This is a genomic window from Pseudomonas sp. 21 (assembly GCF_000955805.1).
Lineage (GTDB): Bacteria > Pseudomonadota > Gammaproteobacteria > Pseudomonadales > Pseudomonadaceae > Pseudomonas.
On record NZ_JYOA01000004.1, the window covers coordinates 570,319 to 585,138 of the forward strand.

At 66.8% G+C, this 14,820-nt stretch carries 17 protein-coding genes; 5 read left to right on the forward strand and 12 right to left on the reverse strand.

Features of this window, described 5'->3' with window-relative positions; translation table 11 throughout:
• Window positions 1-4: 4 nt before the first annotated feature.
• Both fae and UB43_RS12290 read right to left on the reverse strand, forming a co-directional pair.
• Entirely contained in the window at window positions 5-517 is a 513-nt protein-coding gene (gene fae, locus UB43_RS12285; protein WP_045211082.1) for a formaldehyde-activating enzyme, read from the reverse strand.
• Window positions 518-842: 325 nt separating this feature from the next.
• Window positions 843-1,421: a DUF2846 domain-containing protein gene (locus UB43_RS12290; RefSeq protein ID WP_045211084.1), complete on the reverse strand. Its 579-nt coding sequence runs from the start codon at window positions 1,419-1,421 to the stop codon at window positions 843-845.
• Between the two features lie 187 nt (window positions 1,422-1,608).
• Between UB43_RS12290 and UB43_RS12295 the strand changes: the two genes are divergently transcribed.
• Together UB43_RS12295 and UB43_RS12300 are read left to right on the forward strand one after the other, a co-directional pair.
• On the forward strand, window positions 1,609-1,878 hold the full coding sequence (locus UB43_RS12295; RefSeq protein ID WP_024762620.1) for a CopG family ribbon-helix-helix protein: 270 nt from the start codon (window positions 1,609-1,611) through the stop codon (window positions 1,876-1,878).
• On the forward strand, window positions 1,869-2,156 hold the full coding sequence (locus tag UB43_RS12300; protein WP_045211087.1) for a type II toxin-antitoxin system RelE/ParE family toxin: 288 nt from the start codon (window positions 1,869-1,871) through the stop codon (window positions 2,154-2,156). The genes UB43_RS12295 and UB43_RS12300 overlap by 10 nt, the downstream gene beginning before the upstream one ends.
• 7 nt (window positions 2,157-2,163) lie before the next feature.
• Here the strand turns inward: UB43_RS12300 and UB43_RS12305 are convergent, their stop codons facing one another.
• From UB43_RS12305 to UB43_RS12325, 5 genes are all read right to left on the reverse strand, one after another.
• Window positions 2,164-2,757, reverse strand: coding sequence for a hypothetical protein (locus tag UB43_RS12305; RefSeq protein WP_045211089.1), 594 nt, complete (start codon window positions 2,755-2,757; stop codon window positions 2,164-2,166).
• A 357-nt stretch (window positions 2,758-3,114) separates the two neighbouring features.
• Window positions 3,115-4,395, reverse strand: coding sequence for an acyltransferase (locus UB43_RS12310; protein WP_082085824.1), 1,281 nt, complete (start codon window positions 4,393-4,395; stop codon window positions 3,115-3,117).
• A 32-nt stretch (window positions 4,396-4,427) separates the two neighbouring features.
• On the reverse strand, window positions 4,428-5,585 hold the full coding sequence (locus UB43_RS12315) for a phosphatidylserine/phosphatidylglycerophosphate/cardiolipin synthase family protein (RefSeq protein ID WP_045211091.1): 1,158 nt from the start codon (window positions 5,583-5,585) through the stop codon (window positions 4,428-4,430).
• On the reverse strand, window positions 5,582-6,157 hold the full coding sequence (locus UB43_RS12320) for a YceI family protein (protein ID WP_045211094.1): 576 nt from the start codon (window positions 6,155-6,157) through the stop codon (window positions 5,582-5,584). The genes UB43_RS12315 and UB43_RS12320 overlap by 4 nt, the downstream gene beginning before the upstream one ends.
• A gap of 111 nt (window positions 6,158-6,268) precedes the next feature.
• Entirely contained in the window at window positions 6,269-7,174 is a 906-nt protein-coding gene (locus UB43_RS12325; RefSeq protein WP_045211097.1) for a LysR family transcriptional regulator, read from the reverse strand.
• Window positions 7,175-7,283: 109 nt separating this feature from the next.
• Between UB43_RS12325 and UB43_RS12330 the strand changes: the two genes are divergently transcribed.
• Window positions 7,284-8,783, forward strand: coding sequence for an MFS transporter (locus tag UB43_RS12330; protein WP_045211099.1), 1,500 nt, complete (start codon window positions 7,284-7,286; stop codon window positions 8,781-8,783).
• Window positions 8,784-9,081: 298 nt separating this feature from the next.
• Here the strand turns inward: UB43_RS12330 and UB43_RS12335 are convergent, their stop codons facing one another.
• The 5 genes from UB43_RS12335 to UB43_RS12355 all read right to left on the reverse strand — a co-directional run bounded on the left by UB43_RS12335 (window position 9,082) and on the right by UB43_RS12355 (window position 13,085).
• Window positions 9,082-9,681, reverse strand: a complete 600-nt coding sequence (locus tag UB43_RS12335) for a YceI family protein (protein ID WP_045211101.1) — start codon at window positions 9,679-9,681, stop codon at window positions 9,082-9,084.
• 43 nt (window positions 9,682-9,724) lie between these two features.
• A complete protein-coding gene (locus UB43_RS12340; RefSeq protein ID WP_045211103.1) occupies window positions 9,725-10,072 on the reverse strand; it encodes a hypothetical protein in 348 nt (115 codons plus the stop codon).
• Window positions 10,069-11,196 (reverse strand): serine hydrolase, encoded by a 1,128-nt coding sequence (locus UB43_RS12345; protein ID WP_045211105.1) that lies wholly within the window; start codon window positions 11,194-11,196, stop codon window positions 10,069-10,071. The genes UB43_RS12340 and UB43_RS12345 overlap by 4 nt, the downstream gene beginning before the upstream one ends.
• Before the next feature lie 101 nt (window positions 11,197-11,297).
• A complete protein-coding gene (locus UB43_RS12350; protein WP_045211107.1) occupies window positions 11,298-12,083 on the reverse strand; it encodes an MBL fold metallo-hydrolase in 786 nt (261 codons plus the stop codon).
• Window positions 12,084-12,188: 105 nt separating this feature from the next.
• A complete protein-coding gene (locus UB43_RS12355) occupies window positions 12,189-13,085 on the reverse strand; it encodes an acyl-CoA/acyl-ACP dehydrogenase (protein WP_045211110.1) in 897 nt (298 codons plus the stop codon).
• 148 nt (window positions 13,086-13,233) lie between these two features.
• Here UB43_RS12355 and olsB point away from each other — a divergent pair, with 148 nt between their 5' ends.
• Both olsB and UB43_RS12365 read left to right on the forward strand, forming a co-directional pair.
• Complete coding sequence (olsB, locus tag UB43_RS12360; RefSeq protein WP_045211113.1) at window positions 13,234-13,989, forward strand: L-ornithine N(alpha)-acyltransferase; 756 nt, start codon at window positions 13,234-13,236, stop codon at window positions 13,987-13,989.
• Window positions 13,989-14,759, forward strand: coding sequence for a lysophospholipid acyltransferase family protein (locus UB43_RS12365; RefSeq protein WP_045211116.1), 771 nt, complete (start codon window positions 13,989-13,991; stop codon window positions 14,757-14,759). The genes olsB and UB43_RS12365 overlap by 1 nt, the downstream gene beginning before the upstream one ends.
• The last annotated feature ends 61 nt before the right edge of the window (window positions 14,760-14,820 follow it).

Here is a 14,820-nt window from a genome sequence, read left to right on the forward strand (position 1 = left end):
TACCTCAGGCCTTGGGGGTGTAGAAGGGGTTGGCGATGGCGTTGACCACGTCGGCCAGCTGCGCGCGCTCGGGCTTGCAGCTCAGCGCCGCGCGGATCGCGGTGCGGCAGGCGTTGTAGTTGTTCAGGTAGACGGCATCGAGGTCATCGCAGCCCGGGTTGACCCAGTTGGCGGTGACGATGGCCCACTCGTCCTCGGCTTCGGGCGGCAGGGTGCCGTCCAGCAGCGCTTCGGTGACCGCCTTGGCGATGCCGGCCTGGGACGCGCCCCAGGTGGCGTTGGCGTGCAGGTCACCGTTGATCTCGGCCTTGTTCACGTAGAGGGTCATCGGCTTGACCGGGATGTTCGGCTGGGCGATCACCATGAACGGGCAGTGGCCCTGGCTGGGTGATGCGAGGCTGTTGGAGAACGCCTGGCCGGCCGGGCCGCTGCGCGGGCCGAGCAGGATGTTGATGTGCGCGGCGTTGACGCCGGGGCCTTCGAAACCTTCGCCGATGTACAGGTCGAGCTTTTTCATGGGGTACCTCATGCAAACGTGGGGTGTAAGAAAGCCCGGGCACGCTCGGGCGGCCCGTGGCAGAACCGGCGGAGGACGCCGGGGAAAAGGATGGGGATCAGCTATCGACGGGCCAGCGGGACGGGTGCGCGAAAGCCCCGGGCAGGCCGGAGTGCAGAGGACGGATCGAGGGCGGGGAAAGCAGGAAGGAAGTCATGTCGCGTCGCTCTTTGTTGTTGTCGATGAGCTGGTGCGACGATTTTTAGCACCGGGCCCGAGCGGCCCGGTAACCACAAAAACTCAAGGAGCTATGACTTGCGCTCATAGCTCCGGAAAAGCGCAAAACTCACAGGCCGATGCGCTCGAAGAAGCCCGGCCCTTCGACTTCCTTGCCGCTGGCGGCGATGCTCACCGGCTCCTGCACCTGGCGCGTGGCGGGGATTTCCCGCGAACCCAGCTCCTTGCCCACCAGCTGCAGCGGGCCGGCGCCCTGACCGGCGGTGTGCTCGTACTTGGGTGGCGTGTGGGTTTCGTCGTAACGCAGGTAATAGACCTCGCCGGCGCGGGCTTCCAGGGTGAAACCGGCGATCAGGGTGAAGTCCAGGCTGCCGCCGGCGAAGAAGGTCCAGAAGCTGCCCAGCAGCGGGCGGCGCATCTGCAGCGGATAACTGCCGGGGGCGAAGCTCAGGGCAAAGTAGCCGTTGCTCGGCAGGCTGCCGATCAGCTCGTTGTTGATGAACAGCCCGGGCGCTTCCAGTTCCTCGTCGGACCACTGGTTCTGCGGCCGGTAGAGGTACACCGTGGCTTGCTGCGCATCGGCAGGCAGCGCGCCGAACGGCGGCCCGTCCAGCGCACCGAAGAACGCACCGGGCGAGCTGCAACCAGCGAGCATCAGGAGAAAGGCGCACAGGGCCATTCGGAGCATGGAAAGTCCCTCTTATGGTTATCCCCGGAGCATAACCAGCGCTTCACGCCTTGCCACCCGTCGAAAGTCCGGGTCGGCGAGTTCACACAAACGCCAGGGCGAGCTCCGCTCATCCCAACCCGTTTGACACTGCTGCACCTAGAGCGAAGTATTACCCGGTATTACCTTTAACTACGCAGGTGCCGCCATGGCCACTTCAGTCAAACTCGACGAGGAAATGCTCGCCCGCGTCCGCGAGCTGGCCGAGCTGCGCCAGCGCTCGCCGCACTGGATCATGCGCGAAGCCATCGGCCAGTATGTCGTGCGTGAAGAGCAGCGCGAGAAGCTCAAGCGCGACACCGAGCAGGCCTGGGAAGAATTCCAGGCGACCGGCCAGCACGTCACTGCCGAAGCGGTGGAGAGCTGGCTGAACAGCTGGGGCGATGAGGACGAGCAAGCCGCACCGAAATGCGAGTGATCTACGCGCCCGCGGCGCTTCGCGACCTCGACCGCCTGCGCCGATTCCTCCGGGAAACCAATCCCACCGCCGCCCGCCGTGCCGGCCAGATCATTCTCCAGGCCACCCAGGCGCTGGGGGCCTATCCGCAGATGGGGCGACTGATCGATGACCTACCGATCGAATTCCGCGAATGGCCCATCGACTTCGGTGACAGCGGCTACATAGCCCGCTACCGCATCGATGGGGAAACACTGGTCATCCTCGCGATCCGCCACCAGCGCGAAGCCGGTTACTGAACCCGAGTCAGCTCAGTTCCTTGAGCCAGAACATCATCGACTTGGCAGTCTCCTGCTGCTCGCCGATATCGCGCCAGTGGTATTCGGTCTGCAGGGAGGGTCGCGGAGTGAAGCCCCGCTGCAGCCAGAAGGCGTCCGGCGAACGGTAGCTGGCAGGTCGGGCGGAATCCTCCGGCCGCCGCCGAAGGGCGCAGAAGGCCGCCCAATCGAAGCGTCCCAGGCCACGCGCAAAGCGCTCGCGCTCCTCGAAGAAACGCAGGTCGAGAGCGGCACTGCGGTACTCCGGCAGAACCACCGACTCGCCAAAATAGAAGACTCGCTCCGGGTTCCAGCCCTGCGCCAGGAACGGTTGCTGGAAAGCCTCCGTCTCGTCCAGCAGCGGCAGGCCGGTCGAAGCACCCACCACCCGGCCTTCGTCGAGCAACAGGACGCACAAGCTCCACGCCGAGCGCACGTGGCTGTCGAGGTAACCGGCTTCGTACTCCGGACTACCGTCGTAGAGGTACGGGTACTCCTTGAACACCGTAATCCGCAGGCGCGCCAGATCATCGATGAACGGGCGGATGGCTTCGCCGCTGAGCAGGCGGATTTCCGTAGGCATGGTCGTTTCATCCGCGAGATGCCGCGATCGGCAAAGGGGCGGCGGTGACGACAACCTATCATGAGCGGCGAACAACTCCCGAGTCCCGTCCGCGACAGGAGCATATCCATGCACGCCAGGGCCCCTGCCGCTCTACCAGTGGAAAGGGTGGGGATGAAGGGGACAGCAAGCAGACAATTGCCCCTGCGACGGTACGGTGTATCCCTGTAGGAGCGAGCTTGCGCGCGAACAAGCCCCGCTGCGGCGTCGGTTCGCGAGCAAGCTCGCTCCTACGAAGAGCTACGTACCTTCCTGCAGGATCGCAGGGACACCTGCTCCTTGCGCGCGAACAGCCCGGCCAGCGGAACAATCCGTGCCTCAGCGACGCACCAATGCCCGCGCTGGCTGTGGCACCGGCAGCAGGTGCCGCACCAGCCATTTGCGCACTGGTACCACGCAGCGCTCCTGCACCAGCACGCAGCTGGTGACCATGAACAGCAGGAACAGCGGGTACAGCCACAACGACAGCTGCTGGTGGGTAGCCGACTCGACGCAGAAGGCCCAGTCCGCGAGGCAGTCGCCCGGAGCGCGGACCAGCTTCTCGGTGCGCGAGAACAGGGTGAACAGCGGCACATGCAGGGCGAACAGCGACAGCGACGCCGCCCCCAGCCGTGGCGACCAGTGGCGGATCAAGCTGCTCTGCGGGTCGCGCGGCAAGGCGCTCAGGTAGACCAGCACCAACTGCGCCGGCAGCAGCAGGCCGTTGTGCAGCAGGAAGTACCAGAACTTGGCGCCGTGGGTGTAGAGGTAATCGGCAACGAGGAAATTCGCCAGCACGAAGGTGCCCATCGCCACCAGCATCCCCCGCCCCGGCAGGCGCCCGGCGTCCTTGTACTCGCGGAACAGCCCGTAGGCGAGGATGCCGCTGAGGAACTCCGGCAAACGCAACAGCGGGTTGCGATGCAGCAGGCCGGTCCAGGGCATGCCGTACTGCTCGCTGGCCACCACCAGCACGGGCGGGATCAGGTAGACGATCCACAACGCCAGCAACCACTTCCATTTGTTCTGCAGACGCGCCAGGCGCGGCGCGACGAAGGGGAAGCAGAGGTAGAAGAAGAACAGCGTCGACAGCGACCACAGCGGCGCGTTGAAGGTCAGGTAATACGGGTTCCACGCCTGCAGCATGGTCAGTTGCAGGATGCTGTTGAACAGCAGCTCGCGGTCGCTCATCCAGTGGTGGAACAGCTCCGGCTGCAGCCGGCCGATGGCCTCGTTGGTGTCGTAGATGACGAAGCGCGGCGTGGCCTGGTCCAGGTCCGGGCCGATGCCCAGCCCGCTCACCACCAGCAGCACGGCGATGGTCAGCAGGATCGAGAAGATGTGCAGCGGGTAGAGGTTGGACAGGCGCTTGGTGAAGAAGCTGCGCGGGCTCTCACGCAGTTGTCCATCGGTGACGTAGACGTGGCAGAGCAGGAAGCCGGAAAGCACGAAGAAGGTGCTGGTGGCGAAGAAACCGAGGGCGGTGAGGTCATCGAGGCCGGTGAATTTCTGCTCCGCCGGGTAGCTGTGCAGGGTGTGGTAGATCACCACGTACAGGCCCATCAGGAAGCGCAGCCATTCCAGCCCGATGAAGCGTTCCTTTTTTTGTATTCCGTCCACGCCTCTCTCCTTCTCGACAGACAACAACGACGTCAGCGGCGGCGGTCGAGGAAATTCACCACCAGTCGGTCCAGCGAGCCCCACAATCGCTCGCGCAAGCGTTTCCACCAGGGGCGCGCGCGCCAGAATCCCAGGTCGATCTCGCGGCTCTGGGCGAAGTCGGCGGCCAGGCAGTCGGCCACCGCCGCGGTGAACTGCGGATCGAACGCTTCTACATTGGCCTCCAGATTGAACCGAAGGTTCCAATGATCGAAGTTGCACGAGCCGACGCTGACCCAGTCATCGACCAGTACCATCTTCAGATGAAGAAAGCGCGGCTGGTATTCGAAGATCTTCACCCCGGCACGCAGCAGGCCGGGGTAATAGCGCTGGCCTGCGTAACGCACCGGCGCGTGGTCGGTCAGCCGGCCAGTGAGCAGCAGCCGCACGTCGACGCCGCGCTGGGCGGCCTTGCGCAGCGCCCGGCGGACCTTCCAGGTCGGCAGGAAATACGGTGTCGCCAGCCACACCCGCTGGTGTGCACCGCGCAGCGAGCGCACCAGCGCCTGGAGGATGTCGCGATGCTGGCCGGCGTCGGCATAGGCGACCCGCGCCAGGCCTTCGCCGTAGTTGGGGATCGGCGGCAGGCGGGTCAGCAGGACTTCCTCCCGCGGCTTCCAGGCCCGCACGCCGAGGCAGGCATTCCACTGCCGCTCGAACAGGCGCTGCCAGTCGGCGACGATGTGACCGGTCAGCTCCACCATCACTTCGTGCCAGTCGCTGCGGTTCTCCCGCGCCGACCAGAACTCGTCGGTGGCACCGGTGCCGCCGACGTAGGCGATGCGCTCGTCCACCAGCAGCAGCTTGCGGTGGTCGCGGTACAGGTTGCGCAGGCCGGCCTTCCAGTTCAGCGGGTTGTAGTGGCGCAGCTCGCCGCCCGCCTCCAGCAGTTGCCGCGTCCAGGCGCTGGAAAGCTTCAGGCTGCCGAAGGCGTCGAACAGGCAACGCACCTTCACGCCGCGCGAGCGCGCTGCCAGCAGGCGATCCAGCAGCGCCTCGGCGCAACTGCCGCTTTCCACCAGGTAAAGCTCCAGTTCGATCTGCCGCTCGGCACTGTCGATGGCGGCGAACATGCGCGGGAAGAAGCGCTCGCCATCGCAGAGCAGGGCGAAACGGTTGCCCGTCCGCCAGGGGAAGATCGGGCCGCTCACCGCGAGGCGAAGATCAGCACGGCGCCCACCGGCACCGACAGGCCGATGCTTTTGAGCCCGGCCAGTTTGCGCAGCTGCGCCACGCCCGGAGCGAGGCCGAAGTCAGCGGCGTTGATCACCAGCGGCTGCAGGGTCACGACCTGGAAGCGGTGCTCGTCCAGGCGGGTGATCAGCACGTCGGTGCGGTAGTCCTTCGCCTGGCCATTGAGCTCCAGGCGCAGCGGCAGGCGCGTCTCCAGTTGCACGCCGCTGGCCAGTTCGGTGATGGGGCGCAGGTCGATGCGCGAGGTGATACGCGCCTCGGGGAATTTCTCGGTGTCGAACAGCTTGTCGCGCAGACGCTCATCGCGCAGCGGAATGCCACTGCTCACCGAATCCATTTCGATGCGCAGCTCCACCTGGCCCTGTTCCTCCACCTTGCCGTGCATCACCAGGAAGCGGTTCACCTCGGCGATATCGGCGTTCTTGGTGGTGACGAAGGTCAGCCGCGAGGACTCGTAGTCGAGGTACCAGGCAGCCTGGGCGGAAGCGGCGAAGCAGGCCGCGATGAGGAAGGCGAACAGCGAGCGCATGAAATCCCTTACATGGAAACGGATGGATCAACGGCCAACGATAGCGGCCCGCCGTCGGCTTGCAAACCGGCCGAGCGGCGAGCCCTTTGGGCAGATAGCGGCGCCAATGGTTCAGTCGGCCAGCAGCGCCGGAATCCCGGCCACCAGCGCATCGATGGCGCAGCGGATCTTCGACGGCATGTAGCGGGTCTTCGGCCACACCGCGTGGATCTCCAGCGGCGGCAGGTTGCAGCGGCCCTTCACCACCACCAGCTCGCCCAGCTTCACGTGCCGCGCCAGCAGCCAGGACGGCAGCCGTGCCAGGCCGAAGCCGGCCACGGCGGCGGCGGTGATGGCCTGCAGGTCGTCCATGCTCAGCTGTGGGTCGATGTCGATGCGTTTCGCCTGGCCGTCGTCGTCGCGCAGGTCCCAGGGCGAGGTGACACCGGCAACCGAGTAGCTGATGGCCGAGTGGCCGGCGAGGTCGTCCAGGCCTTCGGGCAGGCCGTGCTCGGCGATATACGAGGGCGCCGCGCCGATGCTGGTGTACTGCACGCCCAGCTTGCGCGCGGCGAGCGTGGCGCTGTCGCCCAGCGGGCCGATGCGCACGGCGAGGTCGAAGCCCTCTTCCACCAGGTCGACGCGGCGGTCGGTGAAGGACAGGTCGATCTTCAGCGACGGGTACTGCCGCGCCAGCGCCAGCATCAGCGGCACCACGCAGAGGTGGCCGAAGGAGATCGGCACGCTGACCCGCAGGCGCCCGCGCGGCTCCATCCGACCGCCCTCCAGCGCGGTGTGCGCGGCGTCCAGTTCGGCCAGTGCACGCACGCAACTATCGTAGAACACCTGGCCGTCGTCGGTGAGGTTCTGGCTGCGCGTGGTCCGCTGCAGCAAGCGCACACCCAAGCGCGCCTCCAATCGGGCGATGGCCTTGCCCACCGCCGAGCGAGTGAGGTTCAGGCGCTCTGCCGCGAGAGCGAAGCTGCCGGCATCCACCACCTGGACGAAGGTGGCGATGCCATCGAGTCGGTCATCCATCAGACAGCCCCTTTTGAATCCTCAAGAGACCCAATGATGGGACCAAATGGCGCCAATGGGGAACCTTGTTCTTTTCGACAATGGTGGCTCGTCCCACGGAGCCCATCCCATGACAGCCCTTCACAACCCGAGAAACCTCATCGCCCTGGCGGCGGTGTGCCTGTCCTCGATGATGTTCGGCCTGGAAATTTCCAGCGTTCCCGCCAGCCTGCCGGCCCTGGAGCGCGTGCTGCACGGCGACTTCCAGGACCTGCAATGGGTGATGAACGCCTACACCATCGCCGTCACCAGCGTGCTGATGGCCGCCGGCACCCTGGCCGACCGCTTCGGTCGCAAGCGCCTGTTCGTCATCAGCCTGGCGCTGTTCGGCGTCACTTCACTGCTCTGCGGGCTGGCGGGCGACATGCCGACCATGATCGCCGGGCGCTTCCTGCAGGGCGCGGCCGGCGGGGTCATGCTGATCTGCCAGGTGGCCGTGCTGACCAGCCAGTTCAGCGACCCGGCCCAGCGCGTGCGCGCCTTCGCCGCCTGGGGCGTGGTGTTCGGCATCGGCCTGGGCTTCGGGCCGATCATCGGCAGCGCCATCGTCGCCCTGGCCAGTTGGCAGTGGGTGTTCCTGGTACACGGCCCGCTCGCCCTGCTCACCCTGGCACTGGCGCAGTACGGCGCGGTGGAGTCGCGCGATCCGCAAGCCGAGCGGCTGGATGTCGGCGGCATGCTCACGCTGTCGCTGGCGGTGCTCGGCACGGTGTTCTACATCACCCAGGGCGCCGACATGGGCTTCACCAGCCCGGCTGCGCTGGCGATCCTGCTGCTCAGCCTGGCCAGCCTCGCCGCCTTTGTCCTGATCGAGCGCCGCGTCGCCCACCCGATGTTCGACTTCTCCGTGCTGCGCATCCGCGCGTTTTCCGGCGCGATGTTCGCCTCGTCGGGGATGAACGCGAGCTTCTGGCCGCTGATGATCTACCTGCCGGTCTACTACCACGGCGTGCTCGGCTACGGCGACGTGAAGGCCGGCTGGTCGTTGCTGGCGTACACACTGCCGACGCTGCTGGTGCCGCCCATCGCCGAGCGCCTGGCGCACCGCTTCCACCCCGGCTGGGTGATCCCCGGCGGGATGTTCGTGATCGGCGCCGGCTTCTTCCTGATGCTCTGGGGCAGCGCCGTGGACCACGCCAGCTGGCTGACCCTGCTGCCCGGCTGCGTGCTGGCCAGCATCGGGCTGGGCATGACCAACACCACGGTGACCAACACCTCCACCGCCGCCGTGCCCGCTGCGCGTGCGGGGATGGCTTCGGGCATCGACATGAGCGCAAGGATGATTTCCCTGGCGATCAATATCGCGGTGATGGGGCTGATCCTGCTCTGGGGCGTCGTCGCCGCGCTACCGGGCGTGGATGGCGGCGAGAAGCTGCAACTGGCGGCCAGCATCGCCAGCGGTCGATTGGGCGCGGACTATCCGGAGGGCGCCCGCGCGGCACTGGTGCAGGGGTTCGGCTGGGTACTCGGCTACGGCGGGATCAGCGCCTGGCTGTTCGCGGCGGGCAGTTTCCTGACCTTCGGTGCGCATCGGGCGGGACGGCCTAGACTGGAGGCTGTCCAATCCTAGGAGAGTCGCCATGAAAACCATCCTGCTGCTCACCTTCGTGGTCATCGGTGCTTCCAGTTGCAGCGTGGGCTCCGGGTTTCGCTTCCACGCCGACCTGCCGGCCATCGCTGCGCGGGCCTAGAGCGGGCATCTCTCGTGGTTGATTTCGTGCCGTGCGGTTCGCGAGCANGCTCGCTCCTACGAAGAGCACATCGCAGCTGACCTGCAGGAGCGAGCTTGCTAGCGAACCGCCCAACGCCGGCCTTGCCGACGGATCGCCGAGGAGATCGGCACCGGCAAAGGTGCCGATCCATCAAGATCACGGCGCCTGCTTGATCACCTGACTGAACCCCAGCACCGCGAACACCGGCACCTCGGGCGTGATCGAAGGCACGTTGGCGACTGCCTTGAGCGGCTCGAGTTTCTCTTCCAGGTCGAAGTCGATCAGCTTGAGCACCAGCGGCTCCAGGGTCGTCACCTCGATGCGGCTCTCGCTGGGGCGGCTGACCAGCACCTGGGACTTGAGCCGGCGCTGCTGGCCGTGCAGGTCGAGGTTGAAGTCCACGGTTTCCTGGCGCGACTGGCCGACCTGCAGGTCGTCGTAACGGCTCAGGTCCAGTTGGCTGCTGACGATCGCCTCGGGGAAGCGCTCGATCTCGAAGAAGGAGTTGCGCATGCGCTCGTCGCGCAGCGCCAGGCCGCTGTCGATGGACTCCAGCGGCACCACCACGCGCACCGCGCCCTGGTCGTCGATCTGCCCGGAGAGGCGGTCGAAGCGCTGCACCTCCGCCATCTTGCCGCGCTTGACCGAGACGAAGCTGATCCGCGAGGTGTCGCCGTCCAGTTGCCATTCGGCCATCGCCAGGGGGCTGGCCAGCACCAGCAATGCGCACACGGCTCCTGTTACAAAAGAATGCATCGATCCTCCGAAGCGGGTCGCCCCGCTCCGTGGAACGCGCCCGTCAGTGGCTGCCCGATTCGGGCAAATCGTCCGCCTGGGGCATCAGTTGGCATCCCTCGCGCGCACCGAGCCAGGCGGCTGTCTGCGTACTGCCAAGGCCGCGGGCGGTCACCCGCTTGCGCGCTTCATCGTCGAGGAAGCCGCTGGTCGGCACGTACTGCTTGGTATAGGCCCGGCAATAGTCCGCCGAGTTCCCCATAACGTAGCGGCAGGAGCAGTACTCCTTGGCGGTGTAGGCACCGATGATGCCGGGGAACGCGGCCAGATGGACGCGGTTCTGCCAGGCCGTGGTCACCAGCGCGAGCAGGAGCAGGACCAGGGCGGTAAGGACCGGGTGACGGCGGATCATGGCTGCACCTCCCCGTGGGCGAAGGCCGCCTGGGCGAGTTTGAGGAAGGCGTCGTGCTGGTAGCTGCCGTCGCGGTCGTCGGCGTAGCGGACGATCACCAGCTTCTGTTCGGGGATCACATAGAGCGCCTGGCCCCAGTGGCCGAGGGCGGCGAAGGTGTCTTCGGGCGCGTCCGGCCAGGGTGTGGGCGCGCCGGCCACCGGGCGGTTGAGCCACCACTGGCCGCCGGGCACCGCCTCATTGGGCTTCTTCGGATCGGGCTGGTACTCGGGGAATGGCGCGAGGACGAATTTCATCCAGTCCTGCGGCAACAACTGGCGATCCTTCCAGCGCCCGTTGCGTTCCATCAGCAAGCCGATGCGCGCCATGTCGCGGGCAGTCATGTAGGCATAGGAAGAACCGACGAAGGTACCGCTGGCATCACGCTCCCAGACGGCCGACTGGATGCCCAGCGGCTCGAACAGCGCGGTCCAGGGGTAGTTCGCGTAGTCCTTGCCGACCATCTGCTTGAGCGTGGCGGAAAGCACGTTGCTGTCGCCGCTGGAGTAGCGGAAGCGCTTGCCCGGCTCGGCATCGGCGGGGAAGCCGGCGGTGAACTTCGCCATGTCGTCGCGGCCACGGGTGTAGAGCATCGCCACCACCGAGGAGCGCACCGGCGCGTATTCGTACTCTTCCTGCCAGGCCAGGCCCGAGGCCCAGTGCAGCAGGTCGCGCATCTTGATCTCCGGGTGGTCGGAGAAGGCCGGGTAATGCTTGGCGACCGGGTCGTCGAGCTGGAACTTGCCCTCGCCGAAGGCCACGCCGAGCACGCTGGCCATCACGCTCTTGCTCATCGACCAGGCCAGGTGCGGCGTCTGCGCGCTGGTCGGGCCGGCGTAGCGTTCGTAGATCAGCTGGCCGTCGCGGATCACCACCACCGCATCGGTGCGCACGCCCTTGCGGGTCGCATCGTCGCGGCTGGGGAAGGCGTAGCTTTCGAAGGCTTCGACAGCAGCGCCACTGGGCGTGGCGCCGTGTGGCCAGTCGGCCTCGGGCCAGGTGTCGGCACCGTGGGCATGGCTGCTCAGCAGGCAGGTAGCCAGCGCCAGCGCGCGCAGCGCTGGGCGGAAGGGGGCAAAGGGCATCGGCGGGCCTCTTGTTATCAGGTCGGCCCGCACCCTAGCACGGTGAAGATGACGAATTAAGCGCCGATCGTGCCGTAATCAAGGACGATTGGCGCAATCGGTCAGCGCGGCACCTGATAGTCGTCCGGCCCCATGAGGTCCATGCCGCACTGCAGGTCGGCGATCCAGTCGAGGAAAGCCGTGATCATTGGTTTGCCCACGAACGGCCGGCCGTGCTGCGGGACGATCATCTCGATGTCCAGGCCGCGAACCATGTTGGCCCACAACCGGCCGACCTTGTTCGAGGCCATGTAGCGACGGTGGAAACCTTCCATGTGCGGTACGTGCGCCGCGAAATCCTGCACCGGGCTGGCGTCGTCCACCAGGGAGGCGCCCATGTCGCCGGAGAAGAGGATCTTGCTGACCGGGTCAAAGACCTGGAAGTTGCCCACCGAGTGGAGGAAGTGCGCGGGGATCATCTTCAGCTGGCAGCGACCCAGTTGCACCGACTCGCCACGGTCCGGCAGCGGGATGACCCGATCATAGGTGGAGATGCCGTGGCTGACGGCCAGGTAGCTCGCCGTCAGGTGCGGCAGGAAGCGCGCCCAGAGCTTGGAGCAGATGACCTTGGCGCGGGTGTGCAGCAGCCACTTGTCCAGCGCGGCGATGATGTCCGGGTCCTGGTGCGAGGCGAAGATGTAGTCCAGGTCCTGCAGCGGGAACAGCTTGGAGAGCTCCAGGGACAGCGGGGTGTAGGTCAGGTCGCCGCCCGGATCGAGCAGCAGGCGCTTGTCGTGGTCGACGATGAGGAACTGGTTGGATTGCACACCGTCGCCGCTGACCAGATCGTCGAAACACAGGCATTGGTGCTTACCGTCGTCGAACAGCACGATGGGTTCGCGTCGCATGAGGGGATTTCCTAAAGCAGTGGGAGGGAAAACAGTGGGTAGCCCTGCGGAAATTTCTAGGTATCTCAGAAACTTCTGTAAGGCTAACGTCCCCTCCCCGAGCCCTCACTGACGTGGGTCAAGGCCTATTGCCACCCTCGCTTTCTCCAGCCGCTTGGCCCGCGCGGCGCCGGCAATGGCGAGCACGCCCTTGTCGCGTTTCCAAACGGCCGCCAGCTGCGGATCGCCCGAGGCGAAGGCAGTATCCAGTGTCGCGGCGAGACCTTCGAACTGGCTGAACACGCCGGCCAGCAGCAGGTGGGTTTCCGGCTGCGAAGCCGGCTGCCGGCTGACTTCCGCGCAGCCGGCCAGCACACCGGTCAGGCGCAGCGCCAGCTCCGCCGGCCACTGGTGTTCCAGCGCCAGCCCGTAGAGCCAGGCGCAGACCGCCGCCAGCACATGGGTATCTTCCAGGGTGCGGAAAGGCTTGCTGTAGGCCTCCCAGCCATCGCCGGGCAGGCGCTCGCAGTGAGCCCCGTCGAGCAGCAGGCGGGCGTGGGGGATGTCCGGCATCAGCGGCAGGGCCGGCAACGCCTCGAGCTTTGCGCCCGGCGCACCGGCCTGAACGACGGTCATGGCGATGCGCGGTGGCTGTCCCTCGTCCTCGTCACGCGCGGCGACCAGCCACCAGGCGGCGCTGTCGGCGGCGGTGGCGAAGTCCTTGCGACCGTGCAGCACCAGCCCCTCGAGGCGGGTCTGCAGGTCGGCGGGGCGCACGCTCTTCTTCTCGGTCACGCACAACGCCCCGAGGCTGCGCGGGGCAGCCGGCCAGAGTGCGCGCAGCGCCGCCTGGTAGCCAGCGAGGAAGGCCAGCCCCGGTGACGTCGCCAGACGGCCGCCGAGCACCGCCAGTTCGAAGCTGCCGGCGCACTCTGCGCGCGTGAGCAATTCGGCGTACCAGTCGTCCAGGGCCAGGCCGGGCGGTAACCGGTCCTGCGGGCCGAGCAGGCATTTCCAGGGCATCGCGGCGCTCCTTCCTTCGAGGTCGTTGTTCTTGTCATACAAGCATCACCGCACCGTCATGGGCGTGACACCGGTCATTCCTAGCCTGAGCTTGCACAACAAAGCCGACCGGCCGCAACCCGCATGGCCGGTTCACGGAGGCACTCGCATGAGTCAGATCGCCCTCTCCTGTGACACCCCGGCAGAACGCCGTCTCAAGGCCGTGCGTCTGCGCGGCGCCCGCGCCCTGCGCGAAGCCCAGGCCCTGCGTTACCGCGTCTTCAGCAGCGAGTTCGACGCCCAGCTCAACGGCGCCGACCAGGGCCTGGACAGGGACGATTACGACCGCCACTGCGCCCACATCGGCGTGCGCGACCTCAACACCGGCGCGCTGGTGGCCACCACCCGCCTGCTCGACCACCGCGCCGCGCAGCGCCTGGGCCGCTTCTACAGCGAAGAGGAATTCGCCCTCGACGGCCTGGACAACCTGCAAGGCCCGGTGCTGGAAATCGGCCGTACCTGCGTCGACCCGGATTACCGCAACGGCGGCACCATCGCGGTGCTCTGGAGCGAACTGGCCGAAGTGCTCAACGAAGGCGGCTACCGCTACCTGATGGGTTGCGCCAGCATCCCCATGCGCGACGGCGGCATCCAGGCCCGCGCCGTGATGCAGCGTCTGCGCGACCGCTACCTGTGCCAGCAAAACCTGCGCGCCGAACCGAAGACCCCGCTGCCGCCCATGGACGTGCCGGATAACCTCACCGCCGAGCTGCCGCCGCTGCTCAAGGCCTACATGCGCCTGGGCGCGAAGATCTGCGGCGAGCCCTGCTGGGACCCGGACTTCGGCGTTGCCGACGTGTTCATCCTGCTCAAGCGCGACGAGCTCTGCCCGCGCTACGCCCGCCACTTCAAGGCCGCGGTCTGATGCGCAGCCTGCGCGCCTGGTTGCGCGTTGCCCGCCTGCTGCTGGTGTTGACGGTGGGCCTCGCGCTGGCCGCCTTCGTCAGCCTGCTGGAGCGCCTGCCCGGCCGCGACTGGATGCCCCTGCGCCAGCGCCTGACCTGCTGGTACCTGGCGCGCCTCGGTGGCGCCCTGCCCTTCGCGGTGAAGGTGCACGGCGAGCTACCCGGTCAGCCGATGCTGTGGGTGTCCAACCATGTGTCCTGGGTCGATATCCCGCTGCTCGGTGCGCTGCTGCCGCTGACCTTCCTGTCCAAGGCCGAAGTGCGCCAGTGGCCGGTCGCCGGCTGGCTGGCGGAAAAGGCCGGCACGCTGTTCATCCGCCGGGGTTCTGGCGATGCGCGAATGATCAACGCGCAATTGGCCACGCACCTGGCGCGCGGCCGTTCGCTGCTGGTCTTCCCCGAGGGCACCACCACCGACGGCCAGGGCCTGCGCACCTTCCACGGCCGGCTGATGGCCAGCGCCATCGAGGCCGGCGTGCCGGTGCAGCCGGTGGCGCTGCGCTACCGGCGCAACGGGCAGGCGTGCGAGCTGGCGCCCTTCATCGGTGACGATGATCTGGTCAGCCACTTGAAGCGTCTGTTCGACAATGATCGGGGAGTCGTGGAAATCCACCTCTTGCCGGCGCTGTCCAGCGCCCACCAGGACCGCAACCTGCTGGCCAGGCAAGCGCACGCGGCAATTCGTGCGGTGGTGTGTGAAGAGCAGGAAGAGGCGGCCATTGCGGCCTGAGATTCGCTGACAAGCGAAGGGATTGGAGCCCGCCGTAACCTACGGCCGGCGGGTTCCCACT